Genomic DNA, 16,901 nt, shown 5'->3' with positions numbered 1-16,901 from the left:
ACCCACACCCGCTCGCGGGGGAGAGCGGCGCCGATGACCAGCGCTAACGACGATGCAGAGCGAAGCGATGAGGAGGAGTGGCGTCGATGACGACCGTGTTGATCGTGGAGGACGAGGAGTCGCTGGCTGATCCGCTGGCATTCCTGCTGCGCAAGGAGGGGTTTGAGGCCACCGTGGTGACCGACGGCCCGGCTGCGCTCGCCGAGTTCGATCGCGCCGGCGCCGACATCGTGCTGCTGGATTTGATGCTGCCGGGGATGTCAGGAACCGACGTGTGCAAGCAGCTGCGCGCCCGTTCCAGCGTGCCGGTGATCATGGTGACGGCCCGCGACAGCGAGATCGACAAGGTGGTCGGCCTGGAGCTGGGCGCCGACGACTACGTCACCAAGCCCTACTCGGCGCGGGAGTTGATCGCCCGGATCCGGGCGGTGCTGCGCCGCGGCGGCGACGACGACTCCGAAATCAGCGACGGCGTGCTGGAGTCGGGGCCGGTGCGGATGGATGTCGAGCGGCACGTCGTTTCGGTGAACGGCGACGTTATTACGTTGCCACTCAAGGAATTCGACCTGCTCGAATACCTGATGCGCAACAGCGGGCGGGTGCTGACCCGCGGACAGCTGATCGATCGGGTCTGGGGCGCCGACTACGTCGGCGACACCAAGACGCTCGACGTTCACGTCAAGCGCCTACGGTCCAAGATCGAGGCTGATCCGGCAAACCCGGTGCACCTGATCACGGTGCGGGGGCTGGGCTACAAGCTGGAGGGCTAGCCCGGCGACGACGCGCGCCGCTGGCGACCTCGCCCGCCACGGCCAGCGCCAGCGCCATGATCGACAGCTGCGGATTGACCTCCGGGCAGCTCGGCAGGATCGACGCGTCGGCCACCCACACCCCGTCGACGCCACGCAGTCGACCGTTTTCATCGACCGGACAGGCCTGTCCGTCGGAGCCGGCGGCCGCGGTGCCCGTCGGGTGGAAGGCAGCCAGATGCAGGCTGCGCGGGTTGCTCCGGCGCAGTAGGTCCTGCAGCGCTTCCGGCGTTCGCACCGTGCCCGCGCCGGCCAGGCCGGTCAGCACTTCGACCGCGCCGGCGGCGAAGAGCAGACGTCCCATCGCCGCCATCGCCACCCGCAGCTTGGCGAGGTCGGCCCGGGTGATGTCGTAGCGGATCAACGTCTCGCCGCGCACGGAGCGCACCGAGCCGACACCCTGATCCGCCACCATCGCACCGAACGTCGCGACATGAGGCGCCCGGTCGAGCCAGCCGAGCAGCTCGGCGCCGTACCCGGGGAACACCATCGACCCCATCCCCGGCGGCGTGGAGGTCGCTTCGATCAGCACACCGTCTGACTCGTGAAACTCGTGCACGGCGGCGCTCTGCAGCACACCGCGCCACGCGAAAACGTCGCCCTCGAAGCGCCCGGCCAGCATGGTCGCCGGATGCAGCGCGAGGTTTCGGCCCAGCCGTGGATGCGCGCCAAGTCCGCTGCGCCGCAACAGTCCTGGCGTCTCGGTGGCACCGGCGGCGACGATGACGATGTCCGCGAGCACGTCGATCGCGGTGCCGTCGGGCCGGCGGGCCCGCACGCCGCGGGCGCGGCCGTGCTCGTGCAGCACCCGTTCCACCCGTGCCTCAGCGAGGATCCGCGCGCCGGCCGCGCACGCCTGCGGCAGCGCGTTGAGGTGGACGCCGAACTTGGCGTTGTTTGGGCAGCCGATCGCGCACTGGCAACAGCCAGCACAGCCCGGCGCGTTGCGCGGGATGGGCGCAGCCGGCCAGCCCAGGGCCGTGGCGGCGTCGAGCAGCAGGCGCCCATTGCGGCCCATGATCTCGAGCGGCACTGGCGCGACCCGCAGCGTGCGCTCGACGTCGTCGAGCTGGCCGGCCAGCCGGTCTGGGTCGGCGAGGCCGAGGCCGAACTGGTCGCGCCAGCGCAGTTGCACGGCGAGCGGCGGCCGGTAGCAGGTGCCGGAGTTGACGACGGTGGTGCCGCCGACCGCCCGGCCGATCGGCAGCACCACCGAGGGGCGTCCCAGCGCGACTGTGGACCCGGCGCCGCGGTACAGGCCGGCATAGCGGTCGATCGGGTGAGCGGTCCGGAACTCCTCGACCGTCCAGCGGCGTCCCTCTTCGAGCACGACGGTGTCGCAACCGGCGCGTGCGAGGGTGCGGGCCGCCATCGCGCCGCCGGCCCCGGACCCGACGATCACCGCGTCGCTGGCGATCACCGAGTGGCTCTCGGTCGATGGGATGACGGTCATGGCGGCGTCGGGGCGGGCCGGGTCGTGCTCCTGGGCGCGGGAGAGCAATTCCTGGGCGTAGGCGTCGGCGCCGTTGGCGAGCAGCATGATGGCCTTGAGGCCCTCGACGGCCGCGCCGGCCTCCGGGCTCAGCGCGGCGACCCGGCGGAGCACCCCAGCGCGCGCGTCCGGACTCAACCTCGACAGGGACCGCCCGGTGGTGAGGTAACTGGCGGCCGCCATTGACAGCAGCCCGGTGCGCACCGCCAGTCGCGATGTCGCGGGCAGTCGCGTGACGTAGCGGTCGACGCGCTCGACGAACTGAGCCGGTGTCGGACCGCCCTGCTCTGGGGGGAGTAGCGCGGTGCCGAAGGAGGCCAAGGAAAAGGTCCAAGCCCGGTCGGCGAGACGGCTCATGTGAGGCGCCCGAGCCGCCGGCCCAGCTTGATAAAGAGCGGATACGTGGCGAAGATGGCCCCGGCCGCGGCGTGCATCGGCCAATCCAACTGGTCGGTCTGCACGTGAAAGACCCCGCTGTTCCACATGAAGTCGCGGCCGTTCCGCGCGCGGAAGGGGCGCCACAACACCCCGAGTCCGGGCACGTTGTTGTAGAGGCCGAAGGAGCCGCCGAAGAACACGCCGAGCGTGGCGGCCTCGGCGGCATCGCGCTGGTCCTCGCGAAGCGCGCGTTCGATGAGGATGCCGAAGGCGACCAGCATCGGCGGGTCCAGCAGAAAACTCATGACGGAATCCTTTCTGTTGGTGCTTCCGCGCCGCGCAGGCCGACTTCGGCGTGGCCGGTGCCCAGCACCTCCCACCGCCGATCGCCGACCTCGACGTGGATGTCGGCCTGCTCGGTGTTGGTGCACACCGCGGTGCCGCCGTCGGGGTCGGTGTATTCCAGGCTCACACAGCGTTGCGCGGGCTGGTCGACGCGGATGAGCACGTTGCGGCCCCCGATGCGCCCCTCCAGCTGCCAGTGCCGCAGGCCGAGCGTTGTTTTCATCCGCAGCGACGGTAACGGGCTTGCGGGCCAGTCCTTTTCGTCGATCCGGAAGCGGACGAACGCTAGCGGCGCGAGTTTGCGCAGCCCAGGCCGCTGCGACACCGCGGTGACCACCTCGAGGACGTCTCCGCCGCCGAGGTCGGCGTGGATCCACCCCCACCGCTTGGCGTTACCGTGCCCGTAGATATGCGCCACGCCGCCCCGCCAGCCGTCGAGGCGGTGGTCGGCGTCGCCGAAGGTCAGCGAGCCGGTGAACCGTGCGGTGGGCGCGAGCACCACCTGGGCGCCGGGCAGCAGCTCGCGCTCCCAGGCCACGCGCGGGAACGTCCACAGCGGGGCGCCGCTGTCCTTCCACCGCAGGTCCCACGCGAATGACTTGGTCCGTCCCGCCAGTTCTTCGGGCGCGATTCGCGCGCCGGCGACGTCGAACCAGGCAGGGCCGGTCGCGGGCCGGGCCGGTTCGGGGCCGAAGCGTTCGGTGCGCGGCGGGTCATCCGTCGACACCGCCGGAAACCAGGTCAGCCAGCCGTGCGCGTATGGCGACCCGCCGTCTGTCGGCGCCACCGTTTCGTAGTGGACCCACAGCCCGGCCTGCGTCACCGGGTCCGAGAGGGTGGCGTACCAGACTTCCAGCCGGCCGGCCCTACCCCGCCACCGCGGGGCGGCGGCCGATTGCATTGCGTTTTCCACCGCACTACCTCTGCGCTCAATTCCGCGACCCGTGGCCCGGGGGTGAGTGCGCGACGCGGGGCGCCGAACCTCACCCGGGTCCGTTCACTATATTGGTTGAGCCAATGAACCAGTCAAGTATCTTTCGGCCGCCGGACCGTCAGCGCCTCGATGAACAGATCGCGACGTCGATCGCCGACGCCATCCTCGATGGTGCCTTCCCGCCCGGCTCGACGCTGCCGCCCGAGCGCGAGCTGGCCGAGCAGCTTGGTGTCAACCGCACGTCGCTGCGGCAGGCCCTGGCGAGGCTGCAGCACATGGGGCTGATCGAAGCCCGGCATGGCAGTGGCAACGTGGTACGCGACCCCGAGGGTCTCACCCATCCCGCGGTGGTCGAGGCGCTGGTGCGAAAACTCGGCCCAGGCTTTCTCGTCGAGCTGCTCGAGATCCGCTCGGCCTTGGGTCCGTTGATCGGCCGGCTGGCGGCGGACCGGAGCACGCCCCACGATTCCGGGGCCTTACGAGCCGCGTTGGCGGCGGTACAGGAGGCCGACACCGCCGCAGCGCGGCAAGCCGCCGACCTCGCGTTCTTCCGGGTGCTGATCCACGGCACCCGCAATCGGGCGCTGGGGTTGCTCTATCGCTGGGTCGAGCACGCCTTCGGCGGTCGCGAACACGAGCTCACCGGCGCCTACGCCGACGCCGACGCAGTGGTCGCCGACCTGCGGGCCATCACCGAAGCCGTATCGGCGCGCGATGCGACGGCCGCCGCGGCCGCCGCCGAGGCCTACCTGAATGCCAGCGCGCTACGGATGGTCCAGTCTTACGAGAACGCCGAGACCTGTTAGCCGATTGGAGCCTGGTCAGGTCAACCTGGCTACTTGGCCGCCCGCGTTGCGGGATGCACAGCGATGAGCCCCAATTGGCTGCGACGCTTGCACATTGCCGCCAGCTCCGCGTAGGCCTTTTCGCCGAGTAGCTCGGTGAGTTCGTCGGCGAGGCTCTCCCACACCTGCTTGTTGCCCACGTGGGCGGCCGGATCGCCGGTGCAATACCAGTGCAGGTCGGCGCCGCCGGAGCCCCAGCCACGGCGATCGTATTCGGTGACGGTGGTCTTGAGGATTTCCGTGCCGTCCGGCCGGGTCACCCACTCCTGGCTGCGCCGGATCGGCAGCTGCCAGCAGACGTCGGGTTTCATCGTCAGCGGCGGCACCCCCAACGTGAGGGCCTTGCTGTGCAACGCGCAGCCGGCCCCGCCGGGAAATCCGGGCCGGTTCAAGAAGATGCATGCGTTCTTGTGCTTGCGGGTGCGGAGTTGGGGCTGGCCGTCATGTTCGTCGAGTTCCAGATAACCCTTGCGGCCCAAGCCTTTCTGGCGGAATTGCCAGTCTTTGTCGGTGAGCTTTTGCACCGCGTCGTCCAGCCGGGCGCGGTCGTCGTCGTCGGACAAAAACGCACCGTGCGAGCAGCACCCGTCATGCGGTCGGCCCGCCACGGTGCCGCGGCAGGCGGGGGTGCCGAACACACACGTCCACCGCGACAGCAACCAGGTAAGGTCGGCCGCGATCAGGTGCTCGGGATTGTCGGGGTCGTAGAACTCCACCCACTCACGGGGGAAATCCAACTCGACCTCTTGCCCCGGGTGCACCGAGCTCAGGCGCGAGTTTGCCACGGGGTCAACGTTAGACCACGATTCTGGCCGGACCTGGGCTGCCGGGTCCGGTTGGCTTCGATTACCGGGCTTGTATGCGGGTCGCTGAGCGCCGGTGTCGTCGCCCGGCTAGTTTGGTTTTCGTGCGCTTGGGTGTGCTGGACGTGGGTAGCAACACCGTCCATCTGTTGGTGGTGGATGCCCATCGAGGGGGGCATCCGACGCCGATGAGTTCGACGAAGGCCACGCTGCGGTTGGCCGAGGCCACCGACAGCTCGGGCAAGATCACCAAACGCGGTGCCGACAAGCTGATTTCGACGATCGACGAGTTCGCCAAAATCGCGGTCAGCTCCGGCTGCGCCGAGTTGATGGCCTTCGCCACGTCCGCGGTGCGTGAGGCCGAGAATTCCGACGACGTGCTGTCCCGGGTGCGCAAAGAGACGGGTATCCAGTTGCAGGTGCTGCGCGGGGTGGATGAGTCGCGGCTGACGTTCCTGGCGGTGCGACGGTGGTTCGGGTGGAGCGCGGGGCGCATCATCAACCTCGACATCGGCGGCGGCTCGCTGGAGGTGTCCAGCGGCGTGGACGAGGAACCCGAGGTCGCGTTGTCGCTGCCGCTGGGTGCCGGACGGTTGACCCGCGAGTGGCTGCCCGACGATCCGCCGGGGAGGCGACGGGTGGCGATGCTGCGTGATTGGCTGGATGCGGAATTGGCGGATGCCAGCGCGACCCTTCTCGAGGCCGGCGAGCCCGACCTGGCGGTTGCGACGTCGAAGACCTTTCGGTCGTTGGCGCGCCTCACCGGTGCGGCGCCCTCAGCCGCCGGACCGCGGGTGAAAAGGACGCTCACGGCCAACGGCCTCAGACAACTCATATCTTTCATCTCTAGGATGACCACCGCTGACCGGGCAGAACTGGAAGGAGTGAGCGCCGAGCGAGCGCCACAGATCGTGGCGGGTGCACTGGTGGCCGAGGCAAGCATGCGAGCGCTGTCGATAGAAACCGTGGACATCTGCCCGTGGGCGCTACGGGAAGGCCTCATCTTGCGCAAACTCGACAGCGAAGCCGACGGAACTGCTCTCGTGGAGACCTCGGTGGGCGATGCTGGAGGTCAGGTAGTTGATCGGAACGTGGTTAACCGATCGAGAGGCAGCAAACCATGACCGGACCACACTCGGAGGCAGAGATCCCCGGTACGCGGCAAATCTCGGTGGCCGAATTGCTGGCAAGGAATGGAACCGTCGGTGCCCCGGCGGTCACCCGGCGGCGCCGCCGCCGGCGCGGCGATGCCGACGCGGTCACCGTCGCCGAGCTGACCGGTGAGATCCCCGTCATCCGTGATGATCGCCGCGACACAGCCGACCATCCCAAGCCGGCACCGGCCGAGCCGGCCGCCGAGCACCGGGCTAAGACCGTGTACTGGTCTGAACCCGAGCCACGGTGGCCCAGGTCGTCACCACACGCGCGACCCGCATCCGGGCCGGAACGTAGCGAATATCCACGCCCCCTGCGTCGCACCGACGACGGCGATGCGGACGGACCCGGGCAACAGTCGGGTGCCGAGCATATGAGTCCCGACCCGGTGGAGCATTACACCGACATCTCGGTCGACGTGATGGACAGTGAGGTGCGTGAGGCCGAGCCGTCGACCGAGGATTCCGCGTACGTGCGCTCTTACCTGCAGATTTCGGAAGGGACGCTTTTCGGTGGGCAGAGCCTCGCCGACGAGGTGGCGCGACGGCGCGCCGACGAGCAGGTCGCGGCGGGTCTGGCGGATTCGCTGGTGGCCGAGACCGAACTCGACGAGGGCCATCTGGATTTCGAGCGCGACCTTGCGCCCGAAGCTGCCCGCCGGTCGACGGGCAAACTCCAGGCGCTCTGGCGCGCCAGCGTGATCGTGCTGCAATCGATGCTGGCCGTCGCGTTCGGCGCCGGGCTGTTCATCGCCTTCGACCAGTTGTGGCGGTGGAACGGCATGGTGGCGTTGGTGCTCGCAGTGTTGGTCATCCTCGGACTCGTGGTTGGGGTGCGGGTGGTTCGCAAGACCGAGGACATCGGCAGCACGTTGATCGCGGTTGCGGTGGGGGCGCTGATCACGCTGGGGCCGTTGGCCCTCCTGCAATCGGGCTAGGGCCACACACAGCCAGTGCGCCCCGCGATCAAAGTCGGCTTGTCGACGGCCTCGGTCTACCCGCTACGGGCCGAGGCCGCATTCGAGTATGCCGACAGGCTCGGCTACGACGGGGTGGAGCTGATGGTCTGGGGCGAGTCGGTAAGCCAGGACATCGATGCCGTCAAGAGGCTGTCGCGGCGCTACCGCGTACCCGTGTTGTCCGTGCACGCGCCCTGCCTATTGATCTCGCAGCGGGTGTGGGGCGCCAATCCGATTCTCAAGCTGGAACGCAGTGTGCGCGCGGCCGAACAACTGGGCGCGCCGACGGTGGTTGTGCATCCGCCGTTCCGGTGGCAGCGTCGCTACGCCGACGGATTCACCGACCAGGTGTCCGCCCTGGAGGCATCCAGCGACGTGCGGGTGGCAGTCGAGAACATGTTCCCGTTCCGGGCCGACCGGTTCTTCGGGGCCGACCAGTCTCGGGCACGGATGCGCAAACGCGGCGGTGGTCCCGGCCCGGCGATCTCGGCGTTCGCGCCGTCCTACGACCCGCTGGACGGCAACCACGCGCACTACACGCTGGACCTGTCGCACACCGCGACCGCGGGCACCCACGCGATCAACATGGCGCGGCGGATGGGTTCGGGACTGGTGCATCTGCACTTGTGTGACGGCAGCGGCTTGCCCGCCGATGAGCACCTGGTGCCGGGGCGCGGCACACAACCCTGCGCCGAGGTGTGCCAGATGCTGGCGGGCGGTGGCTTCGCCGGTCACGTCGTGCTGGAGGTATCGACCTCAAGTGCGCGTTCCGGCCACGAGCGCGAAGCCATGCTGACCGAATCGTTGCAGTTCGCCCGCACGAACTTGATGCGCTGATATCCCGGGGAGATCATCAACGCGTTATTCACTGCCGCAATGGCGCTGCGGCAGGTTGATCTTGGCCGCTGCTGTCCGCGCCCGGTGTCGCGCCAACTGGCCCTGGTACCTCCCCGGATGCCCTCCCGGTAGCGCGGCTCGGCCGAGCTGTCTGCGATGCTTTCCGACATGGCAAGAATCGCGATCGTCGGAGGCGGCAGCATCGGTGAGGCCTTGCTGTCGGGTCTGCTGCGGGCGGGGCGGCAGGTGAAAGACCTGGTGGTGGCCGAGAAGGTGGCTGATCGCGCCAAGTACCTGGCAGACACCTATTCGGTGTTGGTGACGTCGGTGAGCGAGGCGGTGGAGAACGCGACGTTCGTCGTCGTCGCCGTCAAACCAGCCGACGCCGAAGCGGTGATGGACGATCTTGCCGCTGCCGCCGCCGCGGCCGAGCATGATAGTGCCGAGCAGGTATTCGTCACCGTCGCGGCAGGTGTCACGATCGCGTACTTCGAATCCAAGCTCCCAGCCGGGACACCGGTGATCAGGGCGATGCCGAACGCGGCGGCATTGGTGGGCGCGGGGGTTACCGCGCTCGCCAAGGGCCGGTTCGTGACCGCACCACAGCTCGAGGAGGTCTCGGCCTTGTTCGACGCGGTCGGCAGCGTGCTGACGGTTCCCGAGTCGCACATGGATGCGGTGACCGCGGTGTCCGGTTCGGGTCCCGCGTATTTCTTCCTTCTGGTCGAGGCCCTAGTGGATGCGGGTGTCGCCGTGGGTCTCAGCCGCCAGGTGGCCGCCCAGCTGACCGCGCAGACGATGGCCGGGTCGGCGGCAATGCTGCTGGAGCGGATGGATCAAGACCGGCGATCCGCCGATGGCGAGCCGCTGGGCTTGCGGGTGGCCTCCTCGGCGTCACAATTGCGGGCGGCGGTTACCTCGCCCGGCGGTACCACCTCCGCTGCGCTGCGCGAACTCGAACGCGGCGGGTTGCGGGCAGCCGTCGACGCGGCGGTCCAAGCCGCCAAAAGCCGCTCTGAGCAGCTAAGAATTACATCTGAATAATTCACGATTCTAAACTGATTTTCCCCCACCAGTACCAGTAACCCCACTAGTCCCGCTATTCTCCTCCTTGTATGCGCGTGTTGGTGCCGGCGGAGGGGAAGCCGCTGGCATTGGGCGTGCCTGACACGATTGGGTTGCGATGACGTCTACGAACGGACCATCGGCACGGGATTCCGCGGCTAAACCGCGGGACACCGGTTCCGTCGAGGGTCAGCAGGCCAGGACTCAATTTCTCACCGTGGCCGAGGTCGCGGCGCTGATGCGGGTCTCCAAGATGACGGTGTACCGGCTGGTGCACAACGGCGAGCTCCCCGCGGTTCGGGTTGGGCGGTCGTTCCGGGTGCATGCCAAGGCGGTCCACGACATGCTCGAGACGTCGTACTTCGACGCGGGCTAGCCGAATGTCAGTCGCCGGCCCCCGTGGGCCTGTGGCGCCGGTTTGGTGTTCCACGTGGGCAGCCGGGTAAGGTGTCCGGGTCATTTCACATCAGCCGGTCACGGGTCAGATAGCGGAGTCCATGGGTTCAGTCATCAAGAAGCGGCGCAAGCGCATGTCGAAGAAAAAGCACCGCAAGCTGCTGCGTCGCACCCGGGTGCAGCGCAGAAAACTTGGCAAGTAAGACCCGCCGGCGCGTACCGTCACCCGGCTGTAACGTTCCTGTTTCTCCTCGCGGCTAGGCTATCGGAGTGGATTCGTCGAACGGCCGGGGCGGCGGCGGAGCGAGCGGCAGCGACAATGTGCATTACCCCAAGGTTGTGCTGGTCACCGGTGCGTGCCGGTTTCTGGGCGGCTACCTGACTGCTCGGCTTGCGCAGAATCCCCTGATCAACCGTGTGATCGCCGTGGACGCGATTGCGCCGAGCAAGGACATGCTGCGCCGGATGGGCCGGGCTGAGTTCGTTCGCGCGGATATTCGTAATCCGTTTATCGCCAAGGTGATTCGAAATGGCGACGTCGACACGGTGGTGCACGCCGCGGCAGCGTCATACGCGCCGCGGTCCGGTGGCAGCGTGGCGTTGAAGGAACTCAACGTGATGGGTGCGATGCAACTGTTCGCGGCCTGCCAGAAGGCGCCTTCGGTGCGCCGCGTCGTGCTGAAGTCGACGTCGGAGGTCTATGGCTCGAGTCCGCACGATCCGGTGATGTTCACCGAGGACAGCAGCAGCCGTAGACCTTTCCGCGAGGGTTTCCCCAAGGACAGCCTCGATATCGAGGGCTACGTGCGCGGGCTGGGCCGGCGCCGGCCCGATATCGCGGTGACCATTTTGCGGCTGGCCAACATGATCGGCCCGGCGATGGACACGACGCTGTCGCGATATCTGGCGGGGCCGCTGGTCCCGACGATCTTGGGCCGCGATGCGCGACTGCAGCTGCTCCACGAGCAGGATGCGCTGGGTGCGCTGGAGCGCGCGGCGATGGCCGGCAAGGCTGGCACGTTCAACATCGGCGCCGACGGGATCATCATGCTGTCGCAGGCGATCCGGCGAGCGGGCCGAATCCCGTTGCCGGTACCAGGTTTTGGGGTCTGGGCGCTTGATTCGCTGAGGCGAGCTAATCGCTATACCGAACTCAATCGTGAACAATTCGCTTACCTGAGTTATGGCCGCGTGATGGACACCAGCAGAATGCGCTCCGAACTGGGATTTCAGCCGAAATGGTCGACGGCTGAGGCCTTCGACGACTACCTGCGCGGCCGCGGCTTGACTCCCATTATCGACCCGCATCGGGTACGCTCCTTGGAGGGTCGCGCAGTTGCATTGGCGCAGCGCTGGGGTAGCCGAAATCCAATTCCATGGGGTGGAGTCAGGTAGATATCGTGGCGGGCGAAACCAGAGCGAATGTCATTCCACTGCACACAAATCGGGGCCGGGTAGCGGCGCGTCGGCGTGCGGGTCAACGGGTGGAGGCGTCCCGTCAGCATCCCTCGTTGCTGTCTGATCCAAGCGGGCGGGCGTCGGCCGAACAGATCGCCGCCGTCGTCCGCGAGATCGATGAACACCGCCGCCTGGCGGGTACCGCCGGCAAGTCGGGGCCGGCGGAGGCGCCCCTCAACGATCTCGCTCGGCACGTCGCCGCGGTTGCCGCATTCCTCCGCCAACGGCTGACCGGCGACTACAGCGTCGATGAATTCGGGTTCGATCCGCACTTCAACAACGCGATCGTCCGGCCTTTGCTGAGGTTCTTCTTCCGGTCCTGGTTCCGGGTTGAAGTCAGCGGCGTCGAGAACATTCCGAGCGATGGTGCCGCGTTGTTGGTGGCCAATCACGCCGGGGTGTTGCCGTTCGACGGGTTGATGCTCTCGGTGGCGGTTCACGATGAACATCCTGCGCATCGGGATCTGCGGTTGCTGGCCGCCGACATGGTCTTCGACCTCCCCGTGGTCGGCGAGGCCGCGCGCAAGGCGGGCCACACCATGGCCTGCACTACCGATGCGCAGCGCCTGCTCGCCTCCGGTGAGCTCACCGCGGTGTTCCCAGAGGGCTACAAGGGTTTGGGCAAACGCTTCGAGGACCGCTATCGGCTGCAGAGGTTCGGCCGCGGCGGGTTCGTGTCGGCGGCGCTGCGCACGAAGGCGCCGATTGTGCCGTGCTCGATCATCGGCTCCGAAGAGATCTACCCGATGTTGGCCGATGTCAAGTTGCTGGCGCGGCTGTTTGGCCTGCCGTACTTCCCGATCACACCGTTGTTCCCGTTGGCCGGGCCCGCCGGGTTGGTGCCGCTGCCGTCGAAATGGCGCATCGCGTTCGGTGAGCCGATTTACACCGCCGACTACGCATCCACCGACGCCGACGACCCGATGGTCACCTTCGAGTTGACCGATCAGGTGCGTGAGACGATCCAGCAGACGCTGTACCGGTTGTTGGCCGGCCGCCGCAACATCTTCTTCGGCTAAGCGTTACTTGACCAGGGTGAACTGGCAAACGTCCGTGTAGTGGTCACGGAAAAGGTCCGAGCAGCCGGTCAGGTAGTGCATGTAGGTGTCGTAGATCTGCTGGCCCTGCAGCTCGATCGCCTTTTCCTTATGTGCTTCCAGCGCTGCGGCCCATGCGTTGAGCGTCGGAACATAGTGCGACCCGATTCGGTGGTAACGCTCGACCTTGAAACCGGCCCTGGACGAGTATTCGTCGACCTGCGGGATCTGGGGCAACCGGCCGCCGGGGAAGATCTCGGTCAGGATGAACTTGATAAAGCGCAGCAGACTCATCGGCGCCGTCAGTCCGAGCTCCTTGGCTTCCTCGGCGCTCGGCACGATGATCGTATGCAGCAACATCCTGCCGTCGTCGGGCAAAACGTTGTAGCACATCTTGAAGAACCGGTCGTAGCGTTCGAAGCTGGCGTCACCCGCGCCGTCGGCGAAGTGCTCGAAGGCGCCGAGCGACACGATGCGGTCTACCGGCTCGTCGAATTGCTCCCAGCCTTGCAGGCGCACGTCCTTGGTCCGTGGGCTGTCCATCTCGGCGAACTTCTGCTTGTTGTGGGCGAGCTGGTTCTCGCTCAGCGTCAGGCCGATCACGTTGACGTCGTATTTCTCGATCGCGTGCCGCATGGTCGAGCCCCAGCCGCAACCGATGTCGAGCAGCGTCATCCCGGGCTCGAGACCGAGTTTGCCCAGCGCGAGTTCGCGCTTCGCGTACTGCGCCTCTTCGAGCGTCATGTCGGGGCGTTCGTAGTAGGCGCAGCTGTACGTCATCGACGGGTCGAGGAACAGCTTGAAGAACTCGTTCGATCGGTCGTAGTGCGACTGGACGGCTTCGATCGGTGGAGACAGTTGATCCGGCAGAACGTCTTTACCCCGTTGTGTCATTGAACGGACCCTACTTCCCCCATCAGATGGATGCAATTGCCGCCACGGTCGCCTCAGCGTCTGCCTCGTGATGGGCCGCTTCTCCCAACATGGTGACGACACTGGTGACCACGGGTTTGCCTTCGGCATCTGTGATTTCGCTGCGGATTTCGGCGATCACCGTACCGTGCGACTCGATGACGGAGTCGAGATAGGTGTCGAAATACAACTTGTCGTTGGCAAGAATCGGCCGGTAGAACCGGAACTTCTGGTCGCGATGGAAGACCCGGGCGATGTTGATCGGGATGTTGAACTTGGTGAAGATCTCTAGCTGTACGCGCCGCCCCGCGATCGCCAGGAACGTCAGCGGGGCCACCAGCGCGGGGTAACCGGCCTCGGCGGCGGCGGCCTCGTCGTAGTGCGACGGGTGTTCGTCCTTGATCGCGGCCGCGAACTCGCGGATCTTTTCGCGCCCGACTTGGAAGTAGTCGAGTTGCCGGTAGTGCTTACCGATGAGGCCTCGGGCTTCTTCGGGAGTTGTCATGCTGCGCGCCGTTCTCCGCTCGAATAGTTGCTGGGTCCCGATTGCCCGGCTCCTCCTCGGCCGTTCCGGCCGCATCGTCGCCGGGCTGGGTCCCGATTGCCCGGCTCCTCCTCGGCCGTTCCGGCCGCATCGTCGCCGGGCTAACGGCGCAGCTTATCAGTGTGATTGCCGACGTGAGGCCAAAGCCGCCAGCGCGCCGCCGGCCGCGCCCAGTGCCAGGGCCGACGGGACCCCGATCCGGGCGGCCTTGCGCGCGGTTCGGAAGTCGCGGATCTCCCATCCGCGTTCGCGGGCCAGGCTGCGCAGGCGGGCGTCTGGGTTGATGGCGACGGCGGTGCCGACCAGCGACAGCATCGGTACGTCGTTGTAGCTGTCGGAATAGGCGGTGCAGCGTTTGAGGTTGAGCCCCTCCCGGATCGCCAGCGACCGGACTGCGTGGGCCTTGCCGGTGCCGTGCAGGATCTCACCGACCAATCTGCCGGTGAAGACCCCGTCGACCGACTCGGCGACGGTGCCCAGGGCGCCGGTCAGGCCGAGCCGGCGCGCGATCGTCGCCGCCAGCTCGTACGGCGTAGCGGTGATCAGCCACACTTGTTGCCCGGCATCGAGGTGCATCTGCGTGAGTTCTCGGGTGCCGGCCCAGATCTTGTCGGCGATGAACTCGTCGTAAATCTCCTCGCCGAGGGCCACCAGCTGCTCGACGGAGCGACCCTCGATGAACGCCAGCGCCTTGCGCCGGCCGGCGGCGACGTCGTCGCTGTTCTCCTTGCCGAGCAGCTGGAACTTGGCCTGCGCGTAGATGAATCCGAGGACATCGCGATAGGTGAAGTAGTCGCGAGCGGCCAGCCCTCGGCCGAAGTGCACTGCCGACGAGCCTTGCACCAGCGTGTTGTCCACGTCGAAAAAGGCGGCGGCGGTCAGGTCGATGGGCGGTTGCGGGCGACCTTGCTCGGGGGCGGCGGCGTGCATGCCGTCAAGCGCGCGTTCGGCGCTGGCATCGCCGGCCAGCGACTCCGGGTCGACGCGACCGGTGTGGCCCGCGCCGCCCGGGTCAGGGGAAGCCATCGGAAACCTCCTAGATCGCTGGGCCCGCCCGGTGGCCGATTCTTTTTCTTTGTTGCTGTGGCCAGTATCAACCCTATCCGGCAAACGTATCGAGCAGGTTGACCCGCCTGGGCCTGGGAAATGACACACTGGTCGCCATGACCGAGCCCGCCGGCCGACCCCAGGTGCAGCTGCTGACCCGCGACGGGTGCGCGATCTGCCAGCGGGTGCATGCCCGGTTAGCCGAACTGGCTCAAGAGCTGGGCTTCGATCTGTCAACGACCGACGTCGACGCCGCCGCATCTGCGGGCAACACCGCGCTGCGGGCCGAGTTCGGCGATCGTCTGCCGGTAATCCTGCTGGACGGCCGCGAGCACAGTTATTGGGAGATCGATGAGCCCCGTCTGCGCGCGGACCTGGCCCGAACCCATAGTTGGTAGCTCACCTGACAAACGTCTACCGTAGACACCAGTTCACTAACTGAGTAAGGCAAGGGAGCGCGCCAAGGTGATGCTGCCGTGAGCATCCTGCTCTTCGGGGTTTCGCACCGTAGTGCGCCGGTCTCCGTCCTGGAACAACTCAGCCTCCCTGAGTCCGATCAAGTCAAGGTCGTCGATCGGATTTTGCAGTCGCCGCTGGTCACCGAGGCGATGGTGCTCTCGACGTGCAACCGGGTCGAGGTTTACGCCGTGGTGGACGCGTTCCACGGCGGGCTGGCGGTAATCGGGCAGGTGCTGTCCGAGCACTCCCGCATGTCGATGGGCGAACTGACCAAACACGCGTACGTGCGCTACAGCGAAGCCGCCGTCGAGCATCTGTTCGCGGTTGCCAGCGGGCTGGATTCGGCGGTCGTCGGTGAGCAGCAGGTGCTTGGTCAGGTGCGCCGCGCCTATGCGGCTGCCGAGGCCAACCGCACCGTAGGCAGGGTGCTGCACGAACTGGCCCAGCGGGCGCTGTCGGTCGGCAAGCGGGTGCACTCCGAGACGGCCATCGACGCCGCCGGCTCGTCGGTGGTGTCCGTCGCCCTGCAAATGGCCGAACGCAAACTTGGCACGCTGGCCGACAAGACAGCGGTGGTGATCGGCGCCGGGGCGATGGGCGCATTGTCGGCAGCGCAGCTGACCCGCGCCGGGGTCGCGCACGTCCACGTCCTCAACCGGTCGTCTCCCCGGGGGCAGCGGCTGGCCCGCAAGATCCGCGAATCGGGCGTGCAGGCCGACGCGCACACACTGGATCGCCTGGCCGACGCGTTGGCCGATGCCGACGTGGTGGTCAGCTGCACCGGGGCGGTGAGCCCCGTGGTGTCGCTGGCCGACGTGCATCATGCGCTTGCCGCGGCACAGCGCAGTGGGGTCCAAGAAGCTACCCATCCGCTGGTGATGTGCGACCTGGGCATGCCCCGTGACATCGATCCGGCGGTGGCCGGACTGCCCGGCGTCTGGGTCGTCGATGTGGACCGCGTGCAACATGAACCGTCGGCCCATGCCGCGGCCGCCGACGTCGACGCCGCCCGCCACATCGTCGCGGCCGAGGTTGCCGCCTATCTGGTGGGACAGCGGATGGCCGAGGTCACCCCCACCGTGACTGCGCTACGCCAACGAGCCGCGGAGGTGGTCGAAGCGGAGTTGCTGCGCCTGGACAACCGGCTGCCGGGCCTGCACAGCGCCCAGCGCGAGGAGGTGGCCCGCACCGTGCGGCGGGTGGTGGACAAGCTGCTGCACGCGCCCACCGTGCGGATCAAGCAGCTCGCGAGCGCCCCCGGCGGTGACAGCTACGCCGAGGCGCTGCGCGAACTCTTCGAACTAGACCAGACCGCGGTCGATGCCGTCGCCACCGCGGGTGAATTGCCGGTGGTATCAAGCGGATTCGATGGTGGCATGCACGCACACCGCGCGGCCAGCCCAAAGCGATCCGCCGAGTAGCCGAGT

Annotated in this window: 18 protein-coding genes and 1 pseudogene; 12 read left to right on the top strand and 7 right to left on the bottom strand. The window is 67.4% G+C overall.

Features of this window, described 5'->3' with window-relative positions:
- The first annotated feature begins 86 nt into the window (after window positions 1-86).
- On the top strand, window positions 87-770 hold the full coding sequence (gene regX, locus G6N24_RS17960; protein WP_085157269.1) for a two-component sensory transduction protein RegX: 684 nt from the start codon (window positions 87-89) through the stop codon (window positions 768-770).
- Here regX and G6N24_RS17955 read toward each other — a convergent pair.
- From G6N24_RS17955 to G6N24_RS17945, 3 genes are read right to left on the bottom strand one after another with little or no spacing between them, the layout of a single operon-like run.
- A complete protein-coding gene (locus tag G6N24_RS17955) occupies window positions 733-2,658 on the bottom strand; it encodes a GMC family oxidoreductase N-terminal domain-containing protein (RefSeq protein WP_085157266.1) in 1,926 nt (641 codons plus the stop codon). The genes regX and G6N24_RS17955 overlap by 38 nt on opposite strands.
- Entirely contained in the window at window positions 2,655-2,984 is a 330-nt protein-coding gene (locus tag G6N24_RS17950; protein ID WP_085157263.1) for a hypothetical protein, read from the bottom strand. The genes G6N24_RS17955 and G6N24_RS17950 overlap by 4 nt, the downstream gene beginning before the upstream one ends.
- Window positions 2,981-3,925, bottom strand: a complete 945-nt coding sequence (locus G6N24_RS17945) for a hypothetical protein (RefSeq protein WP_139822219.1) — start codon at window positions 3,923-3,925, stop codon at window positions 2,981-2,983. The genes G6N24_RS17950 and G6N24_RS17945 overlap by 4 nt, the downstream gene beginning before the upstream one ends.
- A gap of 116 nt (window positions 3,926-4,041) precedes the next feature.
- Here G6N24_RS17945 and G6N24_RS17940 point away from each other — a divergent pair, with 116 nt between their 5' ends.
- The gene (locus tag G6N24_RS17940) at window positions 4,042-4,764 is read left to right on the top strand and encodes a FadR/GntR family transcriptional regulator (RefSeq protein ID WP_085157257.1); all 723 of its coding nucleotides are present in this window, start codon (window positions 4,042-4,044) and stop codon (window positions 4,762-4,764) included.
- A 29-nt stretch (window positions 4,765-4,793) separates the two neighbouring features.
- Here G6N24_RS17940 and G6N24_RS17935 read toward each other — a convergent pair whose 3' ends face one another.
- Window positions 4,794-5,588 carry a hypothetical protein gene (locus tag G6N24_RS17935; protein WP_085157254.1) on the bottom strand — a complete coding sequence of 265 codons (795 nt, stop codon included), beginning with the start codon at window positions 5,586-5,588 and terminating at the stop codon, window positions 4,794-4,796.
- A gap of 122 nt (window positions 5,589-5,710) precedes the next feature.
- Here G6N24_RS17935 and G6N24_RS17930 point away from each other — a divergent pair, with 122 nt between their 5' ends.
- The 8 genes from G6N24_RS17930 to G6N24_RS17895 all read left to right on the top strand — a co-directional run bounded on the left by G6N24_RS17930 (window position 5,711) and on the right by G6N24_RS17895 (window position 12,494).
- A complete protein-coding gene (locus tag G6N24_RS17930) occupies window positions 5,711-6,730 on the top strand; it encodes a Ppx/GppA phosphatase family protein (RefSeq protein WP_085157251.1) in 1,020 nt (339 codons plus the stop codon).
- Window positions 6,727-7,698 (top strand): hypothetical protein, encoded by a 972-nt coding sequence (locus G6N24_RS17925; RefSeq protein ID WP_085157248.1) that lies wholly within the window; start codon window positions 6,727-6,729, stop codon window positions 7,696-7,698. Before G6N24_RS17930 ends, G6N24_RS17925 begins: the two co-directional genes overlap by 4 nt.
- A 15-nt stretch (window positions 7,699-7,713) precedes the next feature.
- The gene (locus G6N24_RS17920; RefSeq protein WP_085157246.1) at window positions 7,714-8,556 is read left to right on the top strand and encodes a sugar phosphate isomerase/epimerase family protein; all 843 of its coding nucleotides are present in this window, start codon (window positions 7,714-7,716) and stop codon (window positions 8,554-8,556) included.
- Window positions 8,557-8,724: 168 nt separating this feature from the next.
- Entirely contained in the window at window positions 8,725-9,600 is an 876-nt protein-coding gene (gene proC / locus G6N24_RS17915) for a pyrroline-5-carboxylate reductase (protein ID WP_179963443.1), read from the top strand.
- Window positions 9,601-9,739: 139 nt separating this feature from the next.
- Window positions 9,740-9,997, top strand: coding sequence for a cell division/environmental response transcriptional regulator (locus G6N24_RS17910; protein ID WP_085157240.1), 258 nt, complete (start codon window positions 9,740-9,742; stop codon window positions 9,995-9,997).
- Window positions 9,998-10,118: 121 nt separating this feature from the next.
- Window positions 10,119-10,220, top strand: a complete 102-nt coding sequence (locus G6N24_RS17905; RefSeq protein WP_003402602.1) for a 30S ribosomal protein bS22 — start codon at window positions 10,119-10,121, stop codon at window positions 10,218-10,220.
- Window positions 10,221-10,287: 67 nt separating this feature from the next.
- A complete protein-coding gene (locus G6N24_RS17900) occupies window positions 10,288-11,412 on the top strand; it encodes an SDR family oxidoreductase (RefSeq protein ID WP_085157237.1) in 1,125 nt (374 codons plus the stop codon).
- Window positions 11,394-12,494 carry a lysophospholipid acyltransferase family protein gene (locus G6N24_RS17895; protein ID WP_139822215.1) on the top strand — a complete coding sequence of 367 codons (1,101 nt, stop codon included), beginning with the start codon at window positions 11,394-11,396 and terminating at the stop codon, window positions 12,492-12,494. Before G6N24_RS17900 ends, G6N24_RS17895 begins: the two co-directional genes overlap by 19 nt.
- A gap of 3 nt (window positions 12,495-12,497) precedes the next feature.
- Here G6N24_RS17895 and cmaA2 read toward each other — a convergent pair whose 3' ends face one another.
- The 3 genes from cmaA2 to G6N24_RS17880 form a co-directional block, all read right to left on the bottom strand.
- On the bottom strand, window positions 12,498-13,406 hold the full coding sequence (gene cmaA2, locus G6N24_RS17890; RefSeq protein WP_085157234.1) for a cyclopropane mycolic acid synthase CmaA2: 909 nt from the start codon (window positions 13,404-13,406) through the stop codon (window positions 12,498-12,500).
- A gap of 22 nt (window positions 13,407-13,428) precedes the next feature.
- Entirely contained in the window at window positions 13,429-13,929 is a 501-nt protein-coding gene (locus G6N24_RS17885) for an FAS1-like dehydratase domain-containing protein (RefSeq protein WP_085157231.1), read from the bottom strand.
- Window positions 13,930-14,085: 156 nt separating this feature from the next.
- Window positions 14,086-14,994: an HAD family hydrolase gene (locus G6N24_RS17880; RefSeq protein ID WP_085157226.1), complete on the bottom strand. Its 909-nt coding sequence runs from the start codon at window positions 14,992-14,994 to the stop codon at window positions 14,086-14,088.
- A 137-nt stretch (window positions 14,995-15,131) separates the two neighbouring features.
- Between G6N24_RS17880 and G6N24_RS17875 the strand changes: the two are divergent.
- Window positions 15,132-15,438, top strand: a pseudogene (locus G6N24_RS17875) (glutaredoxin family protein).
- 53 nt (window positions 15,439-15,491) lie between these two features.
- Window positions 15,492-16,895, top strand: coding sequence for a glutamyl-tRNA reductase (locus G6N24_RS17870; protein WP_085157223.1), 1,404 nt, complete (start codon window positions 15,492-15,494; stop codon window positions 16,893-16,895).
- Window positions 16,896-16,901 lie beyond the last annotated feature (6 nt).

Source organism: Mycobacterium lacus (assembly GCF_010731535.1).
Taxonomy (GTDB): domain Bacteria; phylum Actinomycetota; class Actinomycetes; order Mycobacteriales; family Mycobacteriaceae; genus Mycobacterium; species Mycobacterium lacus.
This window is presented reverse-complemented; position numbering and strand designations above follow the sequence as displayed.